Below are 22,121 nucleotides of genomic sequence, written 5' to 3'. Positions count from 1 at the left end.
CCGCGGCGGCCGTCAGCCGCGCGCGGCGCGCCGGCGGGAGCGCTCCACGTCGGCGAGGTGGCGCACCGGGCGGCAGACCGCGCACGGCGTGAACCCGTCGGTGCGCGCCTCGACCATGGGCAGGGACACCGTCGCCCGGCCGTCCAGGGTGGCGCAGCCGGGCACGTGGTAGCGGGGGTGCTCGTCGACCACCAGCACCTCGTCGGCCAGGTCGACGACGAGCAGCAGGTCGGTGACCTCGACGTCCTCCTCGCCGGGCTCCCCGGTCAGCGGGTCGACGGAGGACCCGCGGGCCTCGTGCGCGCCGCGGCGGCGCGGGACCCCGGACGCGTCGTCCGGGTCGTCCTCGGGCAGGTCGTCGTCGACCAGGTCGTGGTCGGCCAGGTCGTCGTCCGGGTCGTCGTCGGCGGCGTGCGCGGGGTGCTGCTGACGAGCGGGCCCGGCGGGTCCGGGTGACCCGGCGGGCAGGAGGGTCTCGGGTGGACTGGCCTCGGGTGGGGCGGTCCCGGGTGGGCCGGCGGGCGGCGCCGGCTCGGCCCGCAGCGCCGTCGCGCCGGCCGGCCGGTACGGCGCCTCCTGCGCGGCCGGGGTGCCGGCGGGCTGCAGCGCGGTGTCCGCCGCCGGGAGCTCCGCCGTCCCGCCGGTCCCCGCGTCGGGCTCCGGACCCGCCGCCTGTCCCGGCCCGCGGGGGACGCGCACCCACCCGACGACCAGGACGGCGGCCGCGACCCCGCACACCGCCACGCAGGCCCAGTAGAGGCCCTCCGAGCCGGTGACGACGCCGCCGAGGAAGAGCGCCAGCCCCACCAGGACCAGCAGACCGGCGGCGAGGACCACCCGCGCACTGTAGCGGGGGCCACAGCGCCGCCCCCGTCGCCGCGGGGGGAGGTGGTCGTCGTCTAGGCGCTGGCGTGCTGCCGGTTGGTGGTGGCCGGCTCGGCGGAGCCGCGGCTGTCCAGGTCGCGCAGGTGGGACTCGAGGTAGGAGCGCAGCCGGGTCCGGTACTCCCGTTCGAATGTGCGCAGCTCCTCGATCTTGCGCTCCAGGCTGGTGCGCTTCTCCTCCAGCGGGCCCATGACCTCGGCCTGCCGGCGCTCGGCGTCCTGGCTGAGGGCGGCGGCCTTGGCGCGGGCCTCGCGCTCCATCGTCTCCGCGCGGGTGCGGGCGTCGCCCACCATCGAGTCGGCCCGCGCCTTCGCCTCGGCGACCAGCTGCTCGCTGCGGGCGCGGGCCTCGCTGACCACCTGGTCGGCCTGGGTCTTCGCCTCGTTGACGTACTTGTCGGCCGTCTCGGTGGCCAGGGCCAGCATCCGCGACGCGCGGATGCTGTCGTCCTCGCGCGCGGGGGCCGGCGGGGGCGGCGGGGCGGCGACGGGCGCCGGCGCGGGGGGCTCGGGTGCCTCGACGGCGCGGGGGGTGCGACCGGTCGCGTTGCCGGCGCGCAGCTCGTTGTTCTCCTCGATCAACCGCGCCAGCTCGGCCTCCACCACGTCGAGGAAGGCGTCCACCTCGTCCTCGTCGTAGCCGCGCTTGCCGATCGGTGGCTTCTTGAAGACGACGTTGTGCACGTCGGCAGGCGTGAGTGGCATCGACTTCACCTCAGGTCGGGCAACGGGTACAGGGACGACGTCGGACGAGCGGCTGGCGACTCCGGCCGGCCGCCGGTGTCCTCAGCCCCGAGGGGTGGAGGTCAGGCGGCCAGCGCGAGGCTGTTCACGATGCCACGCAGGACGTACACCGCGATCAATAACACCATGAACGCGAGGTCCAGCCGGATCGACCCCAGGTTGAGGGGTGGGATCACCTTCCGGATGGCCTTGAGGGGCGGGTCGGTCGTGGCGTAGACGACCTCCAGACCCGCCGCCACCAGCCCGGAGGGCCGCCAGCTGCGCGCCAGCACCATCACCCAGTCGACGACGAAGCGCGCGAAGAGCAGGACCAGGAACACGAGCAGGATCGACGAGAGGATGTTCCAGAAGAGAGCCACGGTCCTCGTTCGTCCCAGGGCACCCTGCGGTGCCGGTCGGTGCTGCCGTCAGGCCTCGGCAGTGTCTCGGAAGCCGCCCTCGCGGATCCGCGCCTTGTCCTCGGCCGTCACGTCGACGTCCCGCGGGCTGAGCAGGAACACCTTGTTCGTGACGCGCTCGATGCTACCGCGCAGGCCGAACGACAACCCCGCAGCGAAGTCCACGAGCCGCTTGGCGTCGGCGTCGTCCATCTCGGTGAGGTTCATGATCACCGGCTTGCCGTCGCGGAAGCTCTCCCCGATCTGGCGGGCCTCGTTGTACGTGCGCGGGTGCAGCGTGGTGATCCGGTAGGGCTGCGGGGCAGGGGTGGGCTCGGGGGCCGGGGCCGGCGCGGCCGGCTCGCGGGCGGCCAGTCCGGCGGTGCCCACCGGGCCGGAGACGGCGGTCGCGGGGCTGGGCACGGAGACGCCGGTGCCGGACAGCCCGCCCAGCCGGGTGGCGCCGGCGGGGGCGGGGGCAAGACCCAGGCCGCGGGCGGCCCCGGGGCGGCGGGGCAGCGCGAGCGGCTCGGGCTCCGGCGCCGGCGGGAGGTCGGTGTCGAGGTCGGCGAAGCGGGCCTCGACCCGGTAGTCGGAGTCCCGGTAGCCGTCGGCCCGGTAGTCCGGCTGGTCGTAGCGGTCGCCGCTGTCGTACCGGTCGGCCGCCTCGTAGCGCTCGGGGTAGCCGTCCTCGGGGGCGTACCGGGGGTAGCGGCGGTCCTCGTGCCGGAAGTGGTGCTCGGCCTCACCCGGGTGGGCGTCGTACCGGCCGTAGGTCCGGGCGTCGTCGTCCTCCACGAGCCCCAGGTAGATGCCCATCTTCCGCATGGCTCCGGCCATCAGCCCGCCCCTCTGTCGTCGCCGCGCGTACTCACCCGGGCTGCTGGGACCCGTGTGACTGGTGTGACTCGTCCTGCCCGCAGGGTAGAGGCCGCACCCCGAACAGCGCGGTACCGACACGCACCAGGGTGCTGCCCGCGACGAGCGCGTCCTCCAGGTCGGCGCTCATGCCGGCGGAGAGGTCGCGGGCACCGGGGTGGTCGGCGCGGACCCGCTCGGCCAGCGCCGCGAGCCGGGCGAAGGCGGGCCCGGGGGCGGCGCCGCGCGGTGCCACCGCCATGAGACCGCGCAGGGAGACGCCCTCGGTGTCGGCGACCGCGTCGGCCAGCGCCGGCACCTCCGCCGGGTCGGCGCCGCCCCGCGCGGCCGCCTCGCCCTGCGGCCCGCCCAGGTCCACCTGCAGGAACACCTCGACCGGGCGGCCGGCCTCCGCCCCGGCGCGGCCGAGCGCGCGAGCCAGGGACAGCCGGTCGACGGAGTGGACGACGGCTCCGAGGCGGGCCACCGCGGCGGCCTTGTTGCGCTGCAGCTGGCCGACGAAGTGCCAGCGCAGCGGCAGGTCGGTGAGCTCGGCGGCCTTGCCGGCCAGCTCCTGGGCGCGGTTCTCCCCGAAGTCGGCCTGGCCGAGCGCGGCGAGCTCCCGGACGGTGGCGGCGGGCCAGGTCTTGCTCACCGCGAGCAGCGTGACGCTCGCCGGGTCGCGCCCGGCGGCACGGGCGGCGGCGTCGACGCGGTCGCGGACGGCCCGCAGGCGGTCGGCCGGGGTGGTCACGGCGCCGTGGTCACGAGGAGCGGCCGTCGAGCCAGACGACGCCGGCCTGCCGCCCGGTCACGCCGTCGCGGCGGTGGGAGAACAGGCGGCGGTCCTCGACCGTGCACCGGGGGTCGTGCACGACCTGCCCGACGCCGGCGCCGCGCAGCAGCTCGGCCAGCCCGGCGCGCAGGTCCAGCCCCGGCGTCCCCTGCCGGGTGCGCACCGCGGCGGCCGGGGCCACCCGCGCCACGTCGGCCTGCATGGCCCGCGGCACCTCGTAGCAGGCGCCGCACACGGCCGGGCCGAGCAACGCGGTGACGTCGGCGGGGCGGCTGCCCAGCCGCGCCATCGCGGACAGCGTGGCCGGGACGACGCCGGCGCGCACGCCCTCCCTCCCGGCGTGCACCGCGGCCACCACGCCGGCGGCCGGGTCGGCCAGCAGCACCGGCACGCAGTCGGCGACCAGCACGCACAGCACCAGGCCGGGCGTCCGGGTGACCACGGCGTCGGTCGCGGCCAGCGGGCCCTCGGCCGGCCCGTCGACGACGACGACCCGGGTGCCGTGGACCTGGTCCATCCACACCAGCCGCTCGCCGGGGACGCCGAGCTCCCCGGCCAGCCGGTCGCGGTTGGCGGCGACCGCGGCGGGGTCGTCGCCGACGTGACCGCCGAGGTTGAACGAGTCGTAGGGCGGCGCGGACCGGCCGCCCCGCCGGTCGGTGACGACCCGGCGGGGCCGCACCGCCGGCGGGGCGGACGGAACAGGACTCATGGGACCGACGCTACCGGGGCGCGGCCCCGCTGCAGGGCCCCGTGCCGAGCCTGCGAGGCGCGGGGGGCAGCGGGGTCCTCTTACTGGCGGAGGAACTCGGGGATGTCGAGCTCCTCCTCGAAGTCCTCCTCCGACAGCGGACGCCGGCCGCCCGAGGCGGCGGTGGAGCCGGGGACGGGCGGCAGCGGCGGCACGGTGATGCCCCCGCCCGCGGCCGGCCGGCCGGGCAGCTGCGACGTCGACGGCGGCGCCTGCTGGGCCTGCGGGGACGGCGCCGGGGCGGCCGGGCGCTGTCCCACCGGCGCGGAGGGCAGCCCGCCTCCGGGCTGCGGGTGCCCCGGCAGGCGCGAGGGCATCGGCGCGGCAGCCGGGACCGAGGCGATCCCGGCGTCCTTGCGGCCGCTGGGCCGCCCGCTGTCGAAGCCGGCGGCGATGACGGTGACCCGGACCTCGTCACCGAGGGCGTCGTCGATGACCGCGCCGAAGATGATGTTGGCGTCGGCGTGCGCGGCGTCGGACACCAGCGAGGCGGCCTCGTTGATCTCGAACAGGCCGAGGTCGGAGCCGCCGGAGATGGACAGCAGCACGCCGTGGGCGCCCTCCATCGAGGCCTCCAGCAGCGGGGAGGCGATGGCCTGCTCGGCGGCCAGCAGCGCCCGGTTGTCCCCGCGCGCGCTGCCGATGCCCATGAGGGCCGAGCCGGCCCCGGACATGACCGACTTGACGTCGGCGAAGTCCAGGTTGATCAGACCCGGCGTGGTGATCAGGTCGGTGATGCCCTGGACGCCGGAGAGCAGCACCTGGTCGGCGGTGCGGAAGGCGTCCATGACGCTGACGTTGCGGTCACCGAGCTGGAGCAGCCGGTCGTTGGGGATGACGATGAGCGTGTCGCACTCGTTGCGCAGCTCCTCGATGCCCGACTCGGCCTGCACCGCGCGCCGCTTGCCCTCGAAGGAGAACGGGCGGGTGACCACGCCGATGGTCAGCGCGCCGAGCTTGCGGGCGATCGAGGCGACGACCGGTGCGCCGCCGGTGCCGGTGCCGCCGCCCTCGCCGGCGGTCACGAAGACCATGTCGGCGCCCTTGAGCACCTCCTCGATCTCCTCGCGGTGGTCCTCGGCGGCCTGCCGGCCGACGTCGGGCTGCGCGCCGGCGCCCAGCCCGCGGGTGAGCTCGCGGCCGACGTCGAGCTTGACGTCGGCGTCGCTCATCAGCAGCGCCTGCGCGTCGGTGTTGATGGCGATGAACTCGACGCCCTTGAGGCCGACCTCGATCATCCGGTTGACCGCGTTCACCCCGCCGCCGCCGATGCCGACGACCTTGATGACCGCGAGGTAGTTGTGCGGAGGTGTCATGTGGGGCTCCCGACCTCGACCCTCATCCTGAACTGGAGCTTTACGGTTATGTCAACTAGGTCGACGCGCACGAAGTTAGGTGCGCCTCGACAGGGCCTACAAGCACCGGCCGCGGACCGGCGTGTCGCCTTGCCCCCGTCCCACCGTTCCCGTGCGACACAGGGATCACACCCACACCACCGTCCGTGACGACCCGCGCGGTCGACGGCTCAGGTGCAGGTCGAGAGCCCGGACACGCCCGCGTCTGGGAACCCGGCGAAGTCGTCTGCGGCCCCGGGCGTGTCGTGGCGCCGCGCGTGTCGCCGGGGACCGCGCCGCACACGACGTGCGACCGGCCGGCGACCCGGTGCAGTGGCTACCGGCGCGGGACGCGGCCCATGAGGAAGAACTCCTCGTTCGGCGGGATCGCCGCCCAGTGCGCCAGCCGGTTGGACAGCGCGAACAGCGAGACGATCGCACCGACGTCCCACACGTCGTCCTCGGTCAGCCCGTGGCCGCGCAGCCGGTCGAGGTCGGCGGCGGTCACCGCCCCGGGGTCCACCGCCAGCCGGACGGCGACGTCGAGGACCGCGTGCAGCCGCTCCGACACCGGGGCCTTGCGCCAGTCGACCGCCACCTGGTCGGCCAGGTAGGGGTCGCGGGCGCGGATGCGGGCGATCGCGCCGTGGGCGACCACGCAGTACAGGCAGTCGTTGGCCGCGCTGGTGGCGACCACGACCAGCTCCCGGTCGGCGGTCGACAGCCCCGGGGTGTCCTTGTCCATCAGCGCGTCGTGTAGCGCGAAGAAGGCCGTCGCCTCGGCCGGGCGCCAGGCCAGCGCGGCGAAGACGTTGGGCAGGAAGCCGGCGCGCTCCTCGACCTCGGCGTAGCGCTCGCGCAGCTGCTCGGGCAGCTCCTCGCGCGGGGGGACGGGGAAGCGGCTGACCGGCCCGGTGCTCACCGGCCCACCCTCCCCCGGAGAGGCTGGAACGGCCACCCCCCGGTCCCGCGGCGAGCCTGCGAGGCGCGGGGGAAGGGGGTCCCGTCTCAGCGGAGGACGACCGCGGAGGGGGTGCTGACGTCGATCGTCCCCGCGGGCGCGAGCGCCCCGGCCCGCAGCTGGCCGAGCAGCGCGACCAGGGTCTCGGCCTTCTCCCCCGCCTCCTCCGCACTGCCCCACAGCACGGTGGTGCCGTCGGCGAGGGTGAGCCGGACGTCCTCGGGGCTGGGCGCGCGGGCGCCGGCGACGTCGGCGCGGACGTCCCCGGGCAGCGCGACCAGCGCCGCCAGCGCCGCCCGGGTGGCGCGGTCGTCCGGCCCGGGATCGGCGACGTCCAGCGGCACCGCACCGGCCGGCGGCCGGCCGGTGACCGCGTCGAAGAGCACGCCGTCGCGGTCGACCAGCGAGCGCCCGCCCGCCTCCTCGACCACCGCGACGGGCACCCGCTCGACGACGGTGACCACGACGCTGCGCGGCCAGCCGCGGGTCACCTCGACGTCGGCCACCTGGGGCAGCCGGGCCACCCGGGCCTCGGCCGCGGCGACGTCGACCCGCAGCAGCGGGGTCCCCGTCGCGACCCCGGCGACGTCGACGACCTCGGCGGAGGTGAGCGTCCCGGCGCCGTCGACCCGCACCGCGGCGACGGCGAGCACCGGACTGCCCCACAGCAGCCACCCGAGCAGGCCGAGCACCGCGACGGCGACGCCGGCGCGCACCAGCAGCCGGCGCCGCCGGTCGCCCGGACGGACGGGGCGGGGCGGGCGGCGCGGCGCGCGGACCTCGGCCCGGGAGGACCCCCCGCCCCGCGAGCGGTCGCTGGTGGTGGTCCCCGAGCGGCTCACCGCGGCGGTCCCCCGGGGTCGCCGCCCCCCGACGCGGGCCGCCCCGGGCCGGTGGGCAGCGCGTGCAGCGCCTCGAGCACCTCCGGGCCGACCATGGAGACGTTGCCGGCCCCCATGGTGATCACCAGGTCGCCGGGCCGCGCCCGCTCGGCCAGGAGGGGTGCCGCGGCCGACCAGGACGGCTCGAAGCGCACCCGCCCGGCCGGCAGCGGGACGGCGTCGGCGACCATCGCGCCGGTGACGCCGGGGACGGGGTCCTCCCGGGCGCCGTAGACGTCCATCACCACGACCTCGTCGGCCAGGGCCAGCGCGGCGCCGAACGCGGTGGCGAACTCCCGGGTGCGGCTGTACAGGTGCGGCTGGAAGGCCACGACCACCCGCCCCTGCCCGGCGACCGCCCGCGCGGCGCGCAGCTGCGCCTCGACCTCGGTCGGGTGGTGGGCGTAGTCGTCGTAGACCCGCACCCCGGCCACGGTGCCCTTGAGCTCGAAGCGCCGGTGCACGCCGCCGAAGCGGCCCAGGCCGGCGATCAGCCCCTCGGCGGGCAGGCCCAGCTCCAGCCCGGCCAGCAGGGCGGCGGCGCTGTTGCGGGCCATGTGCTCGCCGGGCACCCGGATGGTCACCCGGCCGAGCACCGCGCCGTCCAGCACGGCGGTCCACGCGGTGGTCTCCGCGCCGACCTCGACGTCGACCAGCCGCAGGTCGGCGTCCTGGTGCGTGCCGTAGGTGCGCACGCGGGCCGGGGTGGGCACGTCGCGCAGCCGGGCGGAGCCGGGGTCGTCGGCGCACAGGACGGCGAAGCCGGCCGGGTCCAGGGTCTGCAGGAACCGGTCGAAGGCGGCCTCCACCGCGGCCAGGTCGCCGTAGTTGTCCAGGTGGTCGGCCTCGACGTTGGTGACGATCGCGGCGTGCGGGTCCAGCAGCAGGAAGGACCGGTCGCTCTCGTCGGCCTCGGCGAGGAACACGTCGCCCTCGCCGGCGTGCGCGTTGCTGCCGGACTCGTTGAGGTCCCCGCCGATGGCGAAGGAGGGGTCCGCGCCGCAGGCCTGCACGGCGACGGTGAGCATCGAGGTGGTCGAGGTCTTCCCGTGCGTGCCGGCCACCGCGACGCTGCGCCGGCCGGCCATCACCGCGGCCAGCGCGACGGCGCGCGGCAGCACCCGCAGGGCCCGCGCGCGGGCGGCGGCCAGCTCGGGGTTGTCCTCCCGGATCGCGGTGGAGACCACGACGGTGTCGGCGTCCCCCAGGTGGGCCGGGTCGTGCCCGAGCTCCACCCGGGCGCCCAGCGCGCGCAGCGCCAGCAGCGTCGGGGTGTCGCGGCGGTCGCTGCCGGAGACGCGGACGCCGCGGGCCAGCAGGATGCGGGCGATGCCGCTCATCCCGGCCCCGCCGATGCCGACGAAGTGCACCGCGCCCAGCTCGGCCAGGCCCGGCACCGGCCCGTTCCACGCGGCGACCGCAGCGGCCGTCATCTCCCCGCCACCTCCAGCACGACGTCGGCCAGCCGCTCGTCGGCGTCCCGGGCACCGGCGGCCGCGGCGTGCCGGGCGTACCCGGCCAGCACGGCCGGGTCGGTGACCACCGGGACGACGTGCTCGGCGATCCAGGACGGCGTCAGCTCGGCGTCCTCGACCAGCATCCCTCCCCCGGCCTCGACCACGGGCAGCGCGTTGCGCCGCTGCTCGCCGTTGCCGATGGGCAGCGGCACGAACACCGCCGGCAGCCCGACCGCGGACAGCTCGGCCACGGTGACCGCGCCGGACCGGCACAGCGCGAGGTCCGCGGCGGCGTAGGCGAGGTCCATCCGCTCCAGGTAGTCGACGACCACGTACGGCGCCTGCCCCGGGGCCCGCGCCGGCACGGTGACGTCGGTGTTCTTCGGTCCGCGGGCGTGCAGCACCTGGACCCCGGCGGCGGTGAGGGCGTCGGCGGCCCCGGCGGCGGCCCGGTTGAGCGAGGCCGCCCCCTGTGAGCCGCCGAACACCAGCAGCGTCGGCCGGTCGGCGTCCAGGCCGAAGGCGGCGCGGGCCTCGGCGCGGCGGGCGGGGCGGTCCAGGGTGCTGATCGCCGTCCGCAGGGGCATGCCCACGTGCTCCGCGCCGTGCAGGGGGGTGCCCGGGGTGGTGACGGCCACCCGGGCGGCGAGCCGGGCGCCGACCCGGTTGGCCAGGCCGGGCAGCGCGTTCTGCTCGTGCACCACGACCGGCACCCCCTGGCGGCGGGCGGCCAGGTACGCCGGCAGCGCCACGTAGCCGCCGAAGCCGACGACGACGTCGGCGGCCAGCTCGCGCAGCAGCGCGCGGGTCTCGGCGACCGAGGCCCACACCCGACCGGGGACCCGCAGCAGGTCCGGCGTGGGTCGGCGCGGCAGCGGCACCGGCGGGATCAGCCGAAGCTCGTAGCCGCGGGCGGGCACCAGCCGGGTCTCCAGGCCGCGGGCGGTGCCCAGGCAGGTGACCCGCGGGGCGGGCTCGCGCCGCCGCAGCGCGTCGGCCAGGGCCAGCATCGGCTCGATGTGCCCCCCGGTGCCGCCGCCGGCGAGCACGACGCTGGGGCTGCCCGTGCTCCCCCGTCCGCTCACCGTGCTCCCCCGTTCGCTCCCGCGGGGCGCTCCGCTCCTCGCTCGCAGAGCTCGCTGCGATGCTCACGCCCCTGTCCGCTCACCGTGCTCCCCCGTTCGCTCCCGCGGGGCGCTCCACTCCTCGCTCGCAGAGCTCGCTGCGATGCTCACGCCCCTGTCCGCTCACCGTGGCCGCCGGGGCTGCTCGGGCGCGCTGGCGCGGGCCCGCGGCGGGGGCTGGCGCCGGGCCTCGGGCAGCCGGCCGCGGCCGTCCGCCGTCCGACGCTCGCGGGCGGGGAGGCGCTCCCGCGGCGCGCGCTCCCCCGGTGGGGCCGGGACGACGCGGGCGACGGTGCGCGCGCCCGGGCCGGCCGGGCGCGGGGCCGGCGGCTCGCCGTCCGGTGCGGGGTGCCCGGCCCGGCCCGGCCGCTCGGGGCGGCGGACGCGGCGCGGGTGCGCCGGGTCGACGGCCCGCTCAGGCACCGGCAGCACCCAGCGGGACAGCCGGCCGCGGTCGGCGCGGCGCAGGTGCTCGACGGCCTCGGGCTCCGACCGGGCGAAGCGGATCAGCAGGCCCACGATGAACAGGGTGAGCACCAGGGAGGTGCCGCCGGCGGAGACCAGCGGCAGCGTGAGGCCGGTGACCGGCAGCAGACCCACCACGTAGCCCATGTTCAGGGCCGCCTGGCCGACCAGCCACACGGTGATCGCCACGCAGGCCAGCTGCACGAAACGGTCGGACGAGCGGCGGGCGATCCGGAAGCCGGCCCAGGCCAGCACCGCGTAGAGGCCGACCACCACCAGGCAGCCGAGGAAGCCGAGCTCCTCGCCGATGATCGCGAAGATGTAGTCCGACTCCGCCTCGGGCAGCAGGTTCCACTTCATCGCGCTGTTGCCCAGGCCCACGCCCCACAGCCCGCCGGTGGCCAGCGCGTAGAAGCCGCGGACGGCCTGGAACCCGGCGTTGGTCGGGTCGGCGAACGGGTCGAGGAAGGACGTCACCCGCTCCCAGCGGTACGGGGCCGACCGCGCCATCAGGTAGAGGGCGGCACCGCCGGCGGCGACGAACCCGGCCCAGTACCGCAGCGGGAGGCCACCGGCCCACAGCAGGCCGGCCAGCACCAGCCCGAGGCTGACGATGCCGCCGAAGTCCGGCTCGCGGTAGAGCAGGAAGGACAGGCCGGCGAAGACCGGCAGCAGCGGGACCAGCAGCGTCCGGACCGTGAGGAACCGCTCGCGCGCCGCCAGGACGTGGGCACCCCACAGCGCGAACACCAGCTTGGCCAGCTCGGAGGGCTGGAAGGTGGTGAACCCCAGGTCGATCCAGGCCCGTGAGCCGTTGAGCTCCAGCCCGATGCCCGGCACGAGCACCAGGACCAGCAGCACCGCGGCCACGACCAGGCCGGGCAGCGCCCACCGGCGCAGGAAGCCCACCGGCAGCCGCACCGCCACCAGCGCCGCGCCCAGCCCGATGGCGGCGAACACCACCTGGTCCACGCCGGGCCGCCAGGCGGGCTGGTCGTCCAGCGCCGCCTCGATCGCCGAGGCGGAGAAGACCATGACCAGGCCGATCGCCAGCAGCATGCCGGCCGCCCCGACGACCAGCTGGCAGCTGGTCATCGGCCCGTCCAGCCAGGCCGGCAGGGCGAGCCGGCGCGCCGGCGGCTGCCGGGGCGGCACGGGCCGGCGCCGGCCGGGGGCGGGGGGCGCGCCGGAGGACTGCATCCAGCCATCGTCTCCGCCGGCGACGATCTCCCGGCGCACCGCCTGGGCGTGTCGCAGCAGCTGTCTCACAGCCCGGTGAAGGCGAGCCAGTCGGCGTAGAACAGGCCCAGCCCGAAGGCGACCGACATCCCGGTCACCAGCCAGAAGCGGACGATCACCGTGTTCTCCGTCCAGCCGGCCAGCTCGAAGTGGTGGTGCAGCGGCGCCATCCGGAACACCCGGCGGCGGGTGGCCCGGAAGAAGGCCACCTGGATGACGACCGACAGGGTGACCGCGACGAACAGCCCGCCGAGCACGACCAGCAGCAGCTCGGTGCGGGTGACCACCGCCATCCCGGCCAGCAGCCCGCCCAGGGCCAGCGACCCGGTGTCACCCATGAAGATCCGCGCCGGGCTGGTGTTCCACCACAGGAAGCCCAGGCACGCGCCCAGGCCGGCGGCGGCGACCAGGGTGATGTCCAGCGGGTCGCGGACGGTGTAGCAGCCGACGATCGGCTCGCTGGAGCAGTCGTGGGTGAACTGCCAGAACGAGATGATGGTGTAGGCCCCGCACACCATCGCCGAGCAGCCGGCGGCCAGCCCGTCCAGGCCGTCGGTCAGGTTGACGGCGTTGGAGAACCCGGCGATGAACAGGTAGGCCAGCACCACGAAGCCCACCGTCCCGAGGGCCAGCGGCTCGATGTCGCGGACGTAGGAGACGACCGTGGACGCCGGGGTGAGGCCGCCCTCGTCGGGGAAGTTGAGCGCCAGCACGGCGAAGGCCACACCGACCACCAGCTGGCCGACCAGCTTGGAGGTCTTGTTGAGCCCCAGGCTGCGCCGGAAGCGGATCTTGAGGTAGTCGTCGAGGAAGCCGACGGTGCCCAGGCCCACTATGAGGAACAGCACGAGCAGCCCGCTGGCCGACGGGCCGCGGCCGGGCTGGTCGAGCAGGAACAGGTGCGCGATGAGGTAGCCGCCGACCGTGGCCCCGACGATCACGGTGCCGCCCATGGTGGGCGTGCCCTTCTTGGACAGGTGGCTCTCCGGGCCGTCGTCCCGGATCTCCTGGCCGAAGCCCTTGCGGCGGAACAGGTGGACCGCGACCGGCGTGGCCAGGATGGAGATCACCAGGCCGAACGCGGCCGCGACGAGGATGGATCTCACGTGCCCGCCCCGGCCCCCAGCAGGTCGGCCGCGAGCACCTCGAGCCCGTAGGACCGGCTGGCCTTCACCAGCACGACGTCACCGGGCACCAGCACCTCCGTCAGCAGCTCCCGGGCAGCCGCCCGGTCGGGCACGCGCACCGCGCGCCCGTCCGGCGCGCCGGCGGCGAGCGCCCCGTCCGCTATCCCTACCGCATCGGCACCGACGGCCACGACCAGGTCCACCCCGGCGGCCACGGCGTCCCGGCCCAGCCGCTCGTGCTCCGCGGCGGCGTCGGGCCCGAGCTCGGCCATGGCGCCGAGGACCGCCACCCGGCGGCGGGCGGGCAGCCCGGCCAGGGCGGCCAGGGCGGCGCGCATCGACTCGGGGTTGGCGTTGTAGGCGTCGTTGACCACGGTGACGCCGTCCTCCCGGCGGGTCACCTCCATCCGCCAGCGGCTGCGCGGCTCCGCGGCCGACAGGGCGGCGGCGACGGCGTCCGGGGCCATCCCGGCGGCCAGCGCGGCCCCGGCGGCCGACAGCGCGTTGGCGACCTGGTGCTCCCCCACGACCCGCAGCCGGACGGCGGCGCGGGTGCCGCCGGTGACGAGGGTGAAGGCGGCCCGCCCGGTGTCGTCGAGGGCGACGTCCTCGGCGCGGACGTCGGCGCCGTCCGCCCGGCCGGTGGTCAGCACGCGGGCACGGGTGCGCGGCGCCATGCCGAGCACCCGCGGGTCGTCGGCGTTGAGGACGGCGGTGCCCCCCTCGGACAGCGCCTCCACCAGCTCGCCCTTGGCCACGGCGATCCCGTCGGCCGAGCCGAACTCGCCCAGGTGCGCCGACCCGACGTTGAGGACGACGCCGACGTCGGGCCGGGCCACCCGGCACAGCCGGGCGATGTGCCCGCGCCCGCGGGAGCCCATCTCCAGCACCAGGAAGCGGGTGCCGGCGTCGGCGTCCAGCACGGTCAGCGGCAGGCCGATCTCGTTGTTGTAGGAGCCCGGCGGGCTGACCGTGGCGCCCGCGGTGGCCAGCACCTGCCCGAGCAGGTCCTTGGTGCTGGTCTTGCCCGAGGAGCCGGTGATGCCCAGCGTGATCAGGCCGCCGGCGGCCAGCCGGGCGTGTACCGCGCCGGCCAGCCGGCCGAGGGCGTCGACCGGGTCGTCGACGACCACGCAGGGCAGCGCGCCGTCCGGGCGGGTGGTGAGGGCGGCGACCGCGCCGGCCGCCGCGGCGGCGGGCAGGAAGTCGGAGCCGTCGACCCGCTCGCCGGGCAGCGCGACGAACAGGTCGCCGGGGGCCACGGTGCGGGAGTCGGTGGTGACCCGGCCGGTGACGGTGCCACCGGGGACCGGCCCACCGCCCACGGCGCGGGCCACCTCGGCGAGGCTCATCTCGATCACGGCGGGGGCTCTCCTCCGGCCGGCGCGAGTCGCGCCAGGGCCTCGCGCAGCACGGCGCGGTCGTCGAACGGGTGCAGGGTGCCGGCCACCTCCTGACCGGTCTCGTGGCCCTTGCCGGCCACGAGCACGGCGTCGCCGGGCCGGGCGGCGGCGACCGCGGCCGCGATCGCCGCGCGGCGGTCGCCGATCTCGCGCACGTCGCCGCGCCGGTCGGCCGGGACGCCGGCGACCACCGCCGCGCGGATGGCGGCGGGGTCCTCCGAGCGGGGGTTGTCGTCGGTGACCACGAGCAGGTCGCTGCCACGTGCCGCCGCCTGCCCCATCGCCGCCCGCTTGCCGGGGTCGCGGTCACCGCCGCAGCCCAGCACGGTGAGCACCCGGCCCGGCGTGGCGGCCCGCAGCGCGGCCAGCGCGGTGGCGACCGCGTCGGGGGTGTGCGCGTAGTCGACGACGGCGACGAACGGCTGGCCGGCGTCCACCGGCTCCATCCGGCCGGGCACCACCGTCTCGGCGATGCCGGCCAGCGCCGCGTCCACCGGCACGCCCACGGCGGCCAGCAGCGCCACGGCCAGGACGGCGTTGGCCACGTTGAAGGCCCCGGGCAGCCGCACCCGGGCCGGCCAGCTGCGGCCGCCGGGGCCGTGCAGGGCGAACGCCGTCCCGCCTCCGGGGGCCGGGGCGAGGTCGGTGGCCCGCCAGTCGGCGGCGGCGCCCCGGCTGGAGACGGTGACCGCGCGGCGGCCGCCGAGCATCCCGGTCAGCCGACGCCCGTGGGGGTCGTCGACGTCGACGACCTCGACGGCGGCGCGGCCGTCGAACAGCCGGGCCTTGGCGAGGAAGTAGTCCTCCAGGTCGCGGTGGAAGTCCAGGTGGTCGCGGCCGAGGTTGGTGAAGCCGGCGGCGGCGAAGGGGATGCCGCCGACCCGGCCGAGCACCAGGGCGTGGCTGGACACCTCCATGACCACGGTCTGCACGCCCTCGTCGGCCATCCTGGCCAGCAGCGCGTGCAGGGCGGGGGCCTCCGGCGTCGTCCGGACGCTGGGCAGGGCGGTCACCGTCGGCGTCCCGTCGGAGGCCACGCCGCGGGTGCGGGTCTCCACGGTGCCCACCAGGCCGCTGGCCCGGCCGGCGGCGGCGAGGCCGGCCTCCACCAGGTAGCTGGTCGTCGTCTTGCCGTTGGTGCCGGTGATCCCCACGACCTGCAGCCGCCGGGCGGGCTCGCCGTAGACGCGGGCGGCCACCGGGCCGAGCAGCGCGCGGGGGTCGCCGGCGACGCACAGCGGCAGCCCGGTGGCGGCGGCGTCCGGGCGGCCGGCCGGGTCGGTGAGGACGGCGGAGGCACCCCGGGCGGCGGCGTCGGCGGCGTAGCGGGCGCCGTGGGTGCGCGCGCCGGGCAGGGCGGCGTACAGGTCGCCGGGACGGACCTCGGCCGAGGCCAGCGTCACGCCGGTGACGACGGTGGCGGGGTCGCCCTGGACGGGCGGGCCGAGCAGGTCGGCGAGGTCGGTGAGGGGCAGGGCGGTGCGCCGCGGGGACCGGACCGCCGCCTCCTCCCCGCTCTCGCTCACGGGACTCCAATCTACCGGCGGGCCCGGTCGCACCCGCCGCCCCCACGCACGCGCACGCCGCCCCGTCCCGATGACCGGCTCAGCCAGTCATGGCGGGTCCGGGCTCGCCGGCGGCGGTGAGCCCGGACCCGGTCGGCCCCCGTGCAGGGTCCCGCCGCGAGCGTGCGAGTGGCGGGGGGCACGGGGGTCCTTCTTGAGCCGAGCTGATCACCGGGGGCCGGCGCGCTCAGGGCTGCGGGCCGGTCAGCACCGGGACGGGCCGGGGCGTGCCGGACGGCACGATGCCGTCGGCGGTCAGCGCCTGGCGCATCACGTCGGCGAACACCGGGGCGGCGACCTGGCCGCCCTCGGCGTCGCTGGCGGGCCGCTCGAGGTCCACCGCCACGACGTACTGCGGGTCGTCGGCGGGGGCGAACCCGACGAAGGTGGTCACGTAGCCGCCGCCGGCGTAGCAGTTGCACTCCGGGTTGGCCCGCTGCGCGGTGCCGGTCTTCCCCGCCACCCGGAAGCCCTCGACCTGCGCCAGCGGGGCGGTGCCGCCGGGGCCGACGACGGCCTCCAGCATGGCCGCGACGTCGTCGGCGGTGGACTCGCCGACCACCCGGGTGCTCGCCGGCGCCGGCGGGGCCTGGCCGCCGACGGCGGCGACGACCCGGGGCTCCACGCGCACCCCGCCGTTGGCGATCGCCTGGTACATCGACGCCATCTGCAGGGTGGTTACCGACACGCCCTGCCCGATCGGGACGTTGGCCGCGCGGCTCGCGGTCCACTCGGCGGAGTCCTGGAGGATGCCGGCGCTCTCGCCGGGCAGCTCGATGCCGGTGGTGCGGCCCAGGCCGAAGGCGCGCAGGTACTCCTCGAGCCGCTGGTCGCCCACCTCGCGGGCCAGCATGATCGTCCCGACGTTGCTGGACTTGGCCAGCACGCCGGTGACCGTCCAGTCGATCGGCGGGTGGGGGTGCGCGTCGCGGACGACCACGTCCCCCGCCGCGATCGACCCCGGCACGCTCAGGACCCTGTCCGGGGTGGCCCGCCCCTCCTCGATCGCCGCGGCCAGGGTGACCGCCTTGAGCACCGAGCCGGGCTCGAAGACGCTGGACACGATCGGGTTGCCCAGCAGGTCCGGGTCGGTCCGGGAGTAGTCGCCGGGGTCGTAGCCCGGGCAGGAGCCCATGGCGGCGACCCGGCCGGTGGCGACCTCCAGGACGACGGCCGAGGCGCGGGTGGTGGCGCCGTCCTGGCAGGCCTCCTGCAGCCGCTGCTCGGTGACGAACTGCAGGTCGGAGTCCAGCGTCAGCTCGACGGTCTGCCCGTCGACGGCGGGGGTGGACTCGTCGATGCCCGACGGGATCGGGTGCCCGCCGCTGCCCACCTCGACCCGCCGCTCCCCCGGCGTGCCGGCGAGCTTCTCGTCCATCGTCTGCTCCACGCCGGCCAGCCCCGCACCCTCCCGGCCGACGAAGCCGACGACCTGCCCGGCGACGGAGCCGGCGGGGTAGAGCCGCACCGGGTCGTCCTCGGAGTACACGCCGTCCAGGCCCAGCTCCTCGATCGCGTCCACCGTCTCCGGCCGCACGCGGGAGGCCAGCACGACGTAGCGGCCGTCGGCCGACAGCAGGTCGGTGAGCTCGGAGACCGGGACGTCGAGCAGCGTGGTCAGCGCCAGGGCGGTGCGGGCGGGGTCGGCGACGAGGGTGGGGTCGGCGGTGACCCGGGAGGCCTCGACGGTGTAGGCCAGCGGGTCGCCGTCGCGGTCGACCACCGGGCCGCGCAGCGGGAGGACGTCGCGCACGCTGATGCGGTCCTGCGTCGCGGCAAGCGCGTACTCGCCGCTGTCGACGCCCTGCAGCAGCCACAGCCGGCCGGTGATGACCAGCAGCGGCACGACGACGAGCGCCAGGCCGACGCTGAACCGCCGGCTGCTCACCGGCAGGGCCCCGCGTAGCCGGCGGCTGCCCGGCGCGCGGCGGGAGGTGAACGCACCGGCCGCGCCCCGGCGCGGCGGGGTGCGGTCCAGCGGACGGCGGGGCGAGCCGGGCACGGTCACTCCCCGCCGCCGGCCGCGGCGGGGCCCCCGGCGAGGTCCCCGGCCACGGGCACCTCAGGGGCCACGGGGACGGCCGCGTCGCCGGGCAGCCGCGGTGTCTCCTCGGGCTCCGGCGCCTCCGCGGGCACGGCCTCCCCGCGCAGGGTGACGGTGCCGTCCTCCCCGACGACCAGGTAGGCGGCCGGGCCGGCGGGCACCATCCCGGCCTCGCGGGCCGCGGCGGCGAGCTCCGCCGGTGTGCCGCCGGCGATCACCTGCTGCTCGAGGCGCTGCACCTCCTGGGCGCGGTCGGCGTTGGCGGCGGCCAGCTGGGTGGCCTTGAGGGAGTTGACCGCGATGGCGGTGTTGAGGAACAGCAGGCCCAGCGTGGTGGCGAGCAGCAGGGTCACGACCAGCAGGACCAGCCGGGTGCGGGAGTCGGCCACGGCGCTGCGGACCCGGCCCGGGGGTGGGCCCGCCGCCGGGCGGGGCGCCGGGACGGCCGGCGGGGACGGTGCCGCCACCGGGCCGGTCCGCACCGCGCCGGTGCGCACCGGTGCGGTGTGCGCGCGCACCCGCCGGCCCGTCGCCGGGGCGGCCGGCCGCCGGGCGGGGGCCGGCCACCCACCGGCGGAGGCGGCTCGCACCGGGCCCGACACGGGCGCCGACACGGGTGCGGTGCCCCGGCCGGGACGGTCCCCGGGGGGTGGTCCGGCCGCGCGGGCGGCGGCGCTCACGCGGCCCGCCGGATCCGCTCGGCGGCCCGCAGCCGGGCCGAGGCGGCTCGCGGGTTGGCCGCGACCTCGGCCTCCGACGCCGCCTCGCCCCCGCGGGTGAGCAGCCGCAGCGTCGGGCCGAGGTCGGGCAGGGGCACCGGCAGCTCCGGCGGCGTGCGGTCCACCGCACCGGCCGCGAGGGTCTGCTTGACGATGCGGTCCTCGAGGGAGTGGAAGGTGATGACGGCCAGCCGCCCGCCGACCGCGAGGGCGTCCAGGGCCGCCGGAAGGGCGCGCTCGAGCACTCCCAGCTCGTCGTTCACCTCGATGCGCAGCGCCTGGAACGCGCGCTTGGCCGGGTGCCCGCCGGTGCGCCGGGTGGCGGCGGGGATCGACTCGCGCACCAGGTGGGCCAGCCGCTCGGTGTGCGTGAACGGCGCGCGCTCGCGCTCGCGCACGATGGCCGCCGCGATGCGGGTGGCGAAGCGCTCCTCGCCGTAGACGCGCAGCACGCGGGCCAGGTCGCCGGCGGCGTAGGTGTTCACCACGTCGGCGGCGGTGCGCGGCGCCGACGGGTCCATGCGCATGTCCAGCGGCCCGTCGCCGGCGTAGCTGAACCCGCGGTCGCGGCGGTCCAGCTGCAGCGAGGACACCCCCAGGTCGAACAGCACCGCCTGCACCTCGGGCAGGCCGAGCCGGTCGAGCACCTCGGGCAGCTCGTCGAAGACGGCCGGGACGACGGTCGCCCGGCCGGCCACGCCGGCGTCGGCCAGTCGGCGGGTGGCCTCGGCGCGGGCGTCGGGGTCGCGGTCCAGGCCGACCAGGCGCAGTCCGGGGTGGGCGCGCAGCAGGGCCAGCGCGTGCCCGGCCAGTCCGAGGGTGGCGTCTACGAGGACCGCACCGGCGGACGAGCAGGCCGGCCCGAGCAGCCCGGTGACCCGGTCGAGCAGGACCGGCACGTGCACCGGGTGCGCGGCCGGCCCGGCCTGCGCCGGCTCGGTGCTCATCGTCGGCGGCTCCTGAACGGGGTCGGGGCGCCCGGTGGCGCGGGACCCGTCCATGGTGGGGCCCCGCTGCGGTCGGCGGGCGGAGGGGCGGCGGCGTTTCGCCGGCGCGTGGGGGACGCCGCCGGGGCGCGCAGGGCGGAGCGAGGCGGGCAGGGGCAGGCGGTACGGGCGGGGCGGGGACGGGAGGGCAGGGCGGTGGGGCGGCGCGGTGGGGAGGCGCGGCGCGGCGACCGGCGAGGAGGGGTCGGGGCCGGTGGGTCGGGGTGGGCGGCCGGGAACGGGTCTCCCCGGCCCCGCGGGGCCCGCCTGGCGTCGGGGAAGTACGTCAGGTGGAACCCCGCGGGGAGGGGCGGGTCCGCGCCGGTGGGGGCCGGTGCGTCCCCGGTGGACGGTGCGTCTCTGTCTCCGGTGCGCCGGGTCCGAGCCGCGGGGAAGACGACTCGGGCCGGTCGGTCGAGCCGCGGGGAAGTCGGCTCGGTCAAGGCGGCCCGGAGGGTCGGGTGGACGGGACGTCGGGGTCAGGAGAGGGTCGGCATCCCCTCGCTCTCCATGTCGGCGTAGGCGGCCTCCTGCTCGGCCACGTAGGCGTCCCAGGTGCCGGCGTCCCAGATCTCGAAGCGGGTGTCGACCCCGACGACGACCACGTCACGGTCCAGACCGGCGTACTCGCGCAGGTTGGCGGGGATGGTGATGCGGCCGGTCTTGTCCGGCTCGACCTCGACCATCGACCCGAAGCTCATGCGGGCGCGCATGCGGGCGGCGGCGGTGTCCGAGGGTGCCATCGCGGCGGCGGCGGCACTCTGCTCGGCGACCCGGGCCATGGTCAGGCCGTACACGCAGCGGTCCTGGCCCTTCTTGATCACCATGCCGTCGGCCACCTGCTCGCGGAAGCGGACGGGGAGTGCGAGCCGGCCCTTCTCGTCGAGGCGCAACGGGTAGCTGCCGACGAACACCGGAACACCTCCCCCATCGGTCCTCCTCGCGCTCCCGGGGCGTCCCCCGGACGCGCCCTACCTCCCCACCGGGCCACACACTAACCCACTACGCCCCACCGAACACCACTCGACACCATGTCGTGACGGGCCCTCCCCACCCCCGCTCACGCAGGTCAGCGCGCCACCCGGGAGGCCTCCGGCGGGGGTGGGGAGCGGTGGGGTCCGGCCCCACGGCGACCCACCCAGCAGGGCCCCGGCCGGGCGCCGCGGAGGGGTCCCGGTGGGGTGGCGGTGGGGGTCCCGGCCACAGCGGTGGGTGGGCCGCCGGGTGGCCGGGGGCGACGACACGCCCGGCCGGTGTCCGGCCACGTACGGTTGGGGACCTGACCTGGACCGCCGGGTCGCCCCGGCAGCGGGCCGTGCCGCCCACCCGGGCGGGCGAGCACCGTCGTCGCGCACCGGCGGGTGGGCCCCGCCCGCTCGGGGGGACGGCGAGGAGGCTGCGTGACCGAGGTGACCCGCACCAGCGACGGTGCCGGGGACGGCGTGGCCGACGGTGTCACGGCCCTGGTCGACGTCGCGGCGGAGGGCGCGCGCATCGCGGCCAACATGGCGCGGGTGGTGCACGGCAAGCCCGACGTCGTCCACCTGGCACTGGTCGTGCTGCTCGCCGAGGGCCACCTGCTGGTCGAGGACGTGCCGGGGGTGGGCAAGACCACGCTGGCGAAGGCGCTGGCCGCGTCGGTGGACGCGAGCGTGCGGCGCATCCAGTTCACCCCGGACCTGCTGCCCAGCGACGTCACCGGGGTGTCGGTGTACGACCAGGAGACCCGGGAGTTCGAGTTCAAGCCCGGCGCGGTCTTCGCCAACATCGTCGTGGCCGACGAGATCAACCGGGCCTCGCCCAAGACCCAGTCCGCGCTGCTGGAGTGCATGGCCGAGCGGCAGGTCACCGTGGACGGCGTCAGCTACGAGCTGGCCCGCCCCTTCCTGGTGCTGGCCACCCAGAACCCGATCGAGATGGAGGGCACCTACCCTCTCCCGGAGGCCCAGCGCGACCGGTTCACCGCCCGGGTGTCGATGGGCTACCCCGACCGCGAGGCCGAGCTGGCCATGCTCGACGACCTGGTCACCACCGACCCGCTGGCCACCCTGACGCCGGCCACGGACGCCGCGGGGGTGCGCGCGCTGGTCGCCGCCGTCGGCCGGCTGCACGTCTCGGAGGCGGTGCGCCGCTACGTGGTGGCGCTGGTGGAGGCCACCCGGCGGTCGACAGACCTGCGGCTGGGGGCCTCCCCTCGGGCCGGGCTGCAGCTGCTGCGCACCGCGCGGGCGACCGCGGCGCTGGCCGGCCGGGACCACGTGCTGCCCGACGACGTGCAGACCGTCGCCGTGCCGGTCCTGGCCCACCGCCTGCTGCTCACCCCGGACGCCGCCGCCACCCGGCGCACCGCCGAGCAGGTGGTCGGCGACCTGCTGAGGACCGTCCCGGTCCCCCGCGGGCGCTGAG

At 77.2% G+C, this 22,121-nt stretch carries 19 protein-coding genes and 1 pseudogene; 1 reads left to right on the top strand and 19 read right to left on the bottom strand.

Annotated features, from left to right (window positions below):
• Window positions 1-12: 12 nt before the first annotated feature.
• The 19 genes and pseudogenes from RTG05_RS08820 to mraZ form a co-directional block, all read right to left on the bottom strand.
• The gene (locus RTG05_RS08820) at window positions 13-837 is read right to left on the bottom strand and encodes a hypothetical protein (protein WP_166528324.1); all 825 of its coding nucleotides are present in this window, start codon (window positions 835-837) and stop codon (window positions 13-15) included.
• 62 nt (window positions 838-899) lie between these two features.
• A complete protein-coding gene (locus tag RTG05_RS08815) occupies window positions 900-1,589 on the bottom strand; it encodes a DivIVA-like cell division protein Wag31 (protein WP_315912455.1) in 690 nt (229 codons plus the stop codon).
• 101 nt (window positions 1,590-1,690) lie between these two features.
• Window positions 1,691-1,987 (bottom strand): YggT family protein, encoded by a 297-nt coding sequence (locus RTG05_RS08810; protein ID WP_166528323.1) that lies wholly within the window; start codon window positions 1,985-1,987, stop codon window positions 1,691-1,693.
• 48 nt (window positions 1,988-2,035) lie between these two features.
• Window positions 2,036-2,487: pseudogene (locus RTG05_RS22355) on the bottom strand (cell division protein SepF).
• Window positions 2,488-2,876: 389 nt separating this feature from the next.
• Window positions 2,877-3,617: a YggS family pyridoxal phosphate-dependent enzyme gene (locus RTG05_RS08800; protein ID WP_166528322.1), complete on the bottom strand. Its 741-nt coding sequence runs from the start codon at window positions 3,615-3,617 to the stop codon at window positions 2,877-2,879.
• A 10-nt stretch (window positions 3,618-3,627) separates the two neighbouring features.
• Window positions 3,628-4,371 (bottom strand): peptidoglycan editing factor PgeF, encoded by a 744-nt coding sequence (gene pgeF / locus RTG05_RS08795; RefSeq protein WP_208104871.1) that lies wholly within the window; start codon window positions 4,369-4,371, stop codon window positions 3,628-3,630.
• Between the two features lie 80 nt (window positions 4,372-4,451).
• Window positions 4,452-5,726, bottom strand: coding sequence for a cell division protein FtsZ (gene ftsZ / locus RTG05_RS08790; RefSeq protein WP_166528321.1), 1,275 nt, complete (start codon window positions 5,724-5,726; stop codon window positions 4,452-4,454).
• 355 nt (window positions 5,727-6,081) lie between these two features.
• Complete coding sequence (locus tag RTG05_RS08785) at window positions 6,082-6,666, bottom strand: peroxidase-related enzyme (RefSeq protein ID WP_166528320.1); 585 nt, start codon at window positions 6,664-6,666, stop codon at window positions 6,082-6,084.
• Between the two features lie 86 nt (window positions 6,667-6,752).
• Window positions 6,753-7,547: a cell division protein FtsQ/DivIB gene (locus RTG05_RS08780; RefSeq protein WP_315912453.1), complete on the bottom strand. Its 795-nt coding sequence runs from the start codon at window positions 7,545-7,547 to the stop codon at window positions 6,753-6,755.
• Window positions 7,544-9,019 (bottom strand): UDP-N-acetylmuramate--L-alanine ligase, encoded by a 1,476-nt coding sequence (gene murC, locus RTG05_RS08775; RefSeq protein ID WP_166528319.1) that lies wholly within the window; start codon window positions 9,017-9,019, stop codon window positions 7,544-7,546. The genes RTG05_RS08780 and murC overlap by 4 nt, the downstream gene beginning before the upstream one ends.
• On the bottom strand, window positions 9,016-10,128 hold the full coding sequence (murG, locus tag RTG05_RS08770) for an undecaprenyldiphospho-muramoylpentapeptide beta-N-acetylglucosaminyltransferase (RefSeq protein ID WP_315912452.1): 1,113 nt from the start codon (window positions 10,126-10,128) through the stop codon (window positions 9,016-9,018). The genes murC and murG overlap by 4 nt, the downstream gene beginning before the upstream one ends.
• 162 nt (window positions 10,129-10,290) lie before the next feature.
• A complete protein-coding gene (gene ftsW, locus RTG05_RS08765; protein WP_315912451.1) occupies window positions 10,291-11,832 on the bottom strand; it encodes a putative lipid II flippase FtsW in 1,542 nt (513 codons plus the stop codon).
• A gap of 65 nt (window positions 11,833-11,897) precedes the next feature.
• Window positions 11,898-12,977 carry a phospho-N-acetylmuramoyl-pentapeptide-transferase gene (gene mraY / locus RTG05_RS08760; RefSeq protein WP_166528317.1) on the bottom strand — a complete coding sequence of 360 codons (1,080 nt, stop codon included), beginning with the start codon at window positions 12,975-12,977 and terminating at the stop codon, window positions 11,898-11,900.
• Entirely contained in the window at window positions 12,974-14,350 is a 1,377-nt protein-coding gene (murF, locus tag RTG05_RS08755) for a UDP-N-acetylmuramoyl-tripeptide--D-alanyl-D-alanine ligase (RefSeq protein WP_315912571.1), read from the bottom strand. The genes mraY and murF overlap by 4 nt, the downstream gene beginning before the upstream one ends.
• A 5-nt stretch (window positions 14,351-14,355) precedes the next feature.
• Window positions 14,356-15,927: a UDP-N-acetylmuramoyl-L-alanyl-D-glutamate--2,6-diaminopimelate ligase gene (locus tag RTG05_RS08750; protein ID WP_208104870.1), complete on the bottom strand. Its 1,572-nt coding sequence runs from the start codon at window positions 15,925-15,927 to the stop codon at window positions 14,356-14,358.
• Between the two features lie 226 nt (window positions 15,928-16,153).
• Entirely contained in the window at window positions 16,154-17,968 is a 1,815-nt protein-coding gene (locus tag RTG05_RS08745; RefSeq protein WP_315912450.1) for a peptidoglycan D,D-transpeptidase FtsI family protein, read from the bottom strand.
• Window positions 17,969-17,970: 2 nt separating this feature from the next.
• Window positions 17,971-18,600 (bottom strand): cell division protein FtsL, encoded by a 630-nt coding sequence (locus tag RTG05_RS08740; protein ID WP_315912449.1) that lies wholly within the window; start codon window positions 18,598-18,600, stop codon window positions 17,971-17,973.
• An 86-nt stretch (window positions 18,601-18,686) separates the two neighbouring features.
• Window positions 18,687-19,676 (bottom strand): 16S rRNA (cytosine(1402)-N(4))-methyltransferase RsmH, encoded by a 990-nt coding sequence (rsmH, locus tag RTG05_RS08735; protein ID WP_166528315.1) that lies wholly within the window; start codon window positions 19,674-19,676, stop codon window positions 18,687-18,689.
• 518 nt (window positions 19,677-20,194) lie between these two features.
• Window positions 20,195-20,629 (bottom strand): division/cell wall cluster transcriptional repressor MraZ, encoded by a 435-nt coding sequence (gene mraZ / locus RTG05_RS08730; protein WP_166528314.1) that lies wholly within the window; start codon window positions 20,627-20,629, stop codon window positions 20,195-20,197.
• 486 nt (window positions 20,630-21,115) lie between these two features.
• Between mraZ and RTG05_RS08725 the strand changes: the two genes are divergently transcribed.
• On the top strand, window positions 21,116-22,120 hold the full coding sequence (locus RTG05_RS08725) for an AAA family ATPase (protein ID WP_315912448.1): 1,005 nt from the start codon (window positions 21,116-21,118) through the stop codon (window positions 22,118-22,120).
• The last annotated feature ends 1 nt before the right edge of the window (window position 22,121 follow it).

This window comes from Geodermatophilus sp. DSM 44513 (assembly GCF_032460525.1).
GTDB lineage: Bacteria > Actinomycetota > Actinomycetes > Mycobacteriales > Geodermatophilaceae > Geodermatophilus.
The sequence above is the reverse complement of the archived record's forward strand: the minus strand, read 5'-3'. Positions and strand labels throughout refer to the sequence as shown.

Excerpts from the sequence above, each read along its gene's own strand:
- murF (WP_315912571.1), bottom strand. The coding sequence starts at position 14,350 with ATGAGCCTCGCCGAGGTGGCCCGCGCCGTGGGCGGTGGGCCGGTCCCC.
- murC (WP_166528319.1), bottom strand. The coding sequence starts at position 9,019 with ATGACGGCCGCTGCGGTCGCCGCGTGGAACGGGCCGGTGCCGGGCCTG.
- pgeF (WP_208104871.1), bottom strand. The coding sequence starts at position 4,371 with ATGAGTCCTGTTCCGTCCGCCCCGCCGGCGGTGCGGCCCCGCCGGGTC.
- ftsZ (WP_166528321.1), bottom strand. The coding sequence starts at position 5,726 with ATGACACCTCCGCACAACTACCTCGCGGTCATCAAGGTCGTCGGCATC.
- rsmH (WP_166528315.1), bottom strand. The coding sequence starts at position 19,676 with ATGAGCACCGAGCCGGCGCAGGCCGGGCCGGCCGCGCACCCGGTGCAC.
- RTG05_RS08815 (WP_315912455.1), bottom strand. The coding sequence starts at position 1,589 with ATGCCACTCACGCCTGCCGACGTGCACAACGTCGTCTTCAAGAAGCCA.
- ftsW (WP_315912451.1), bottom strand. The coding sequence starts at position 11,832 with ATGCAGTCCTCCGGCGCGCCCCCCGCCCCCGGCCGGCGCCGGCCCGTG.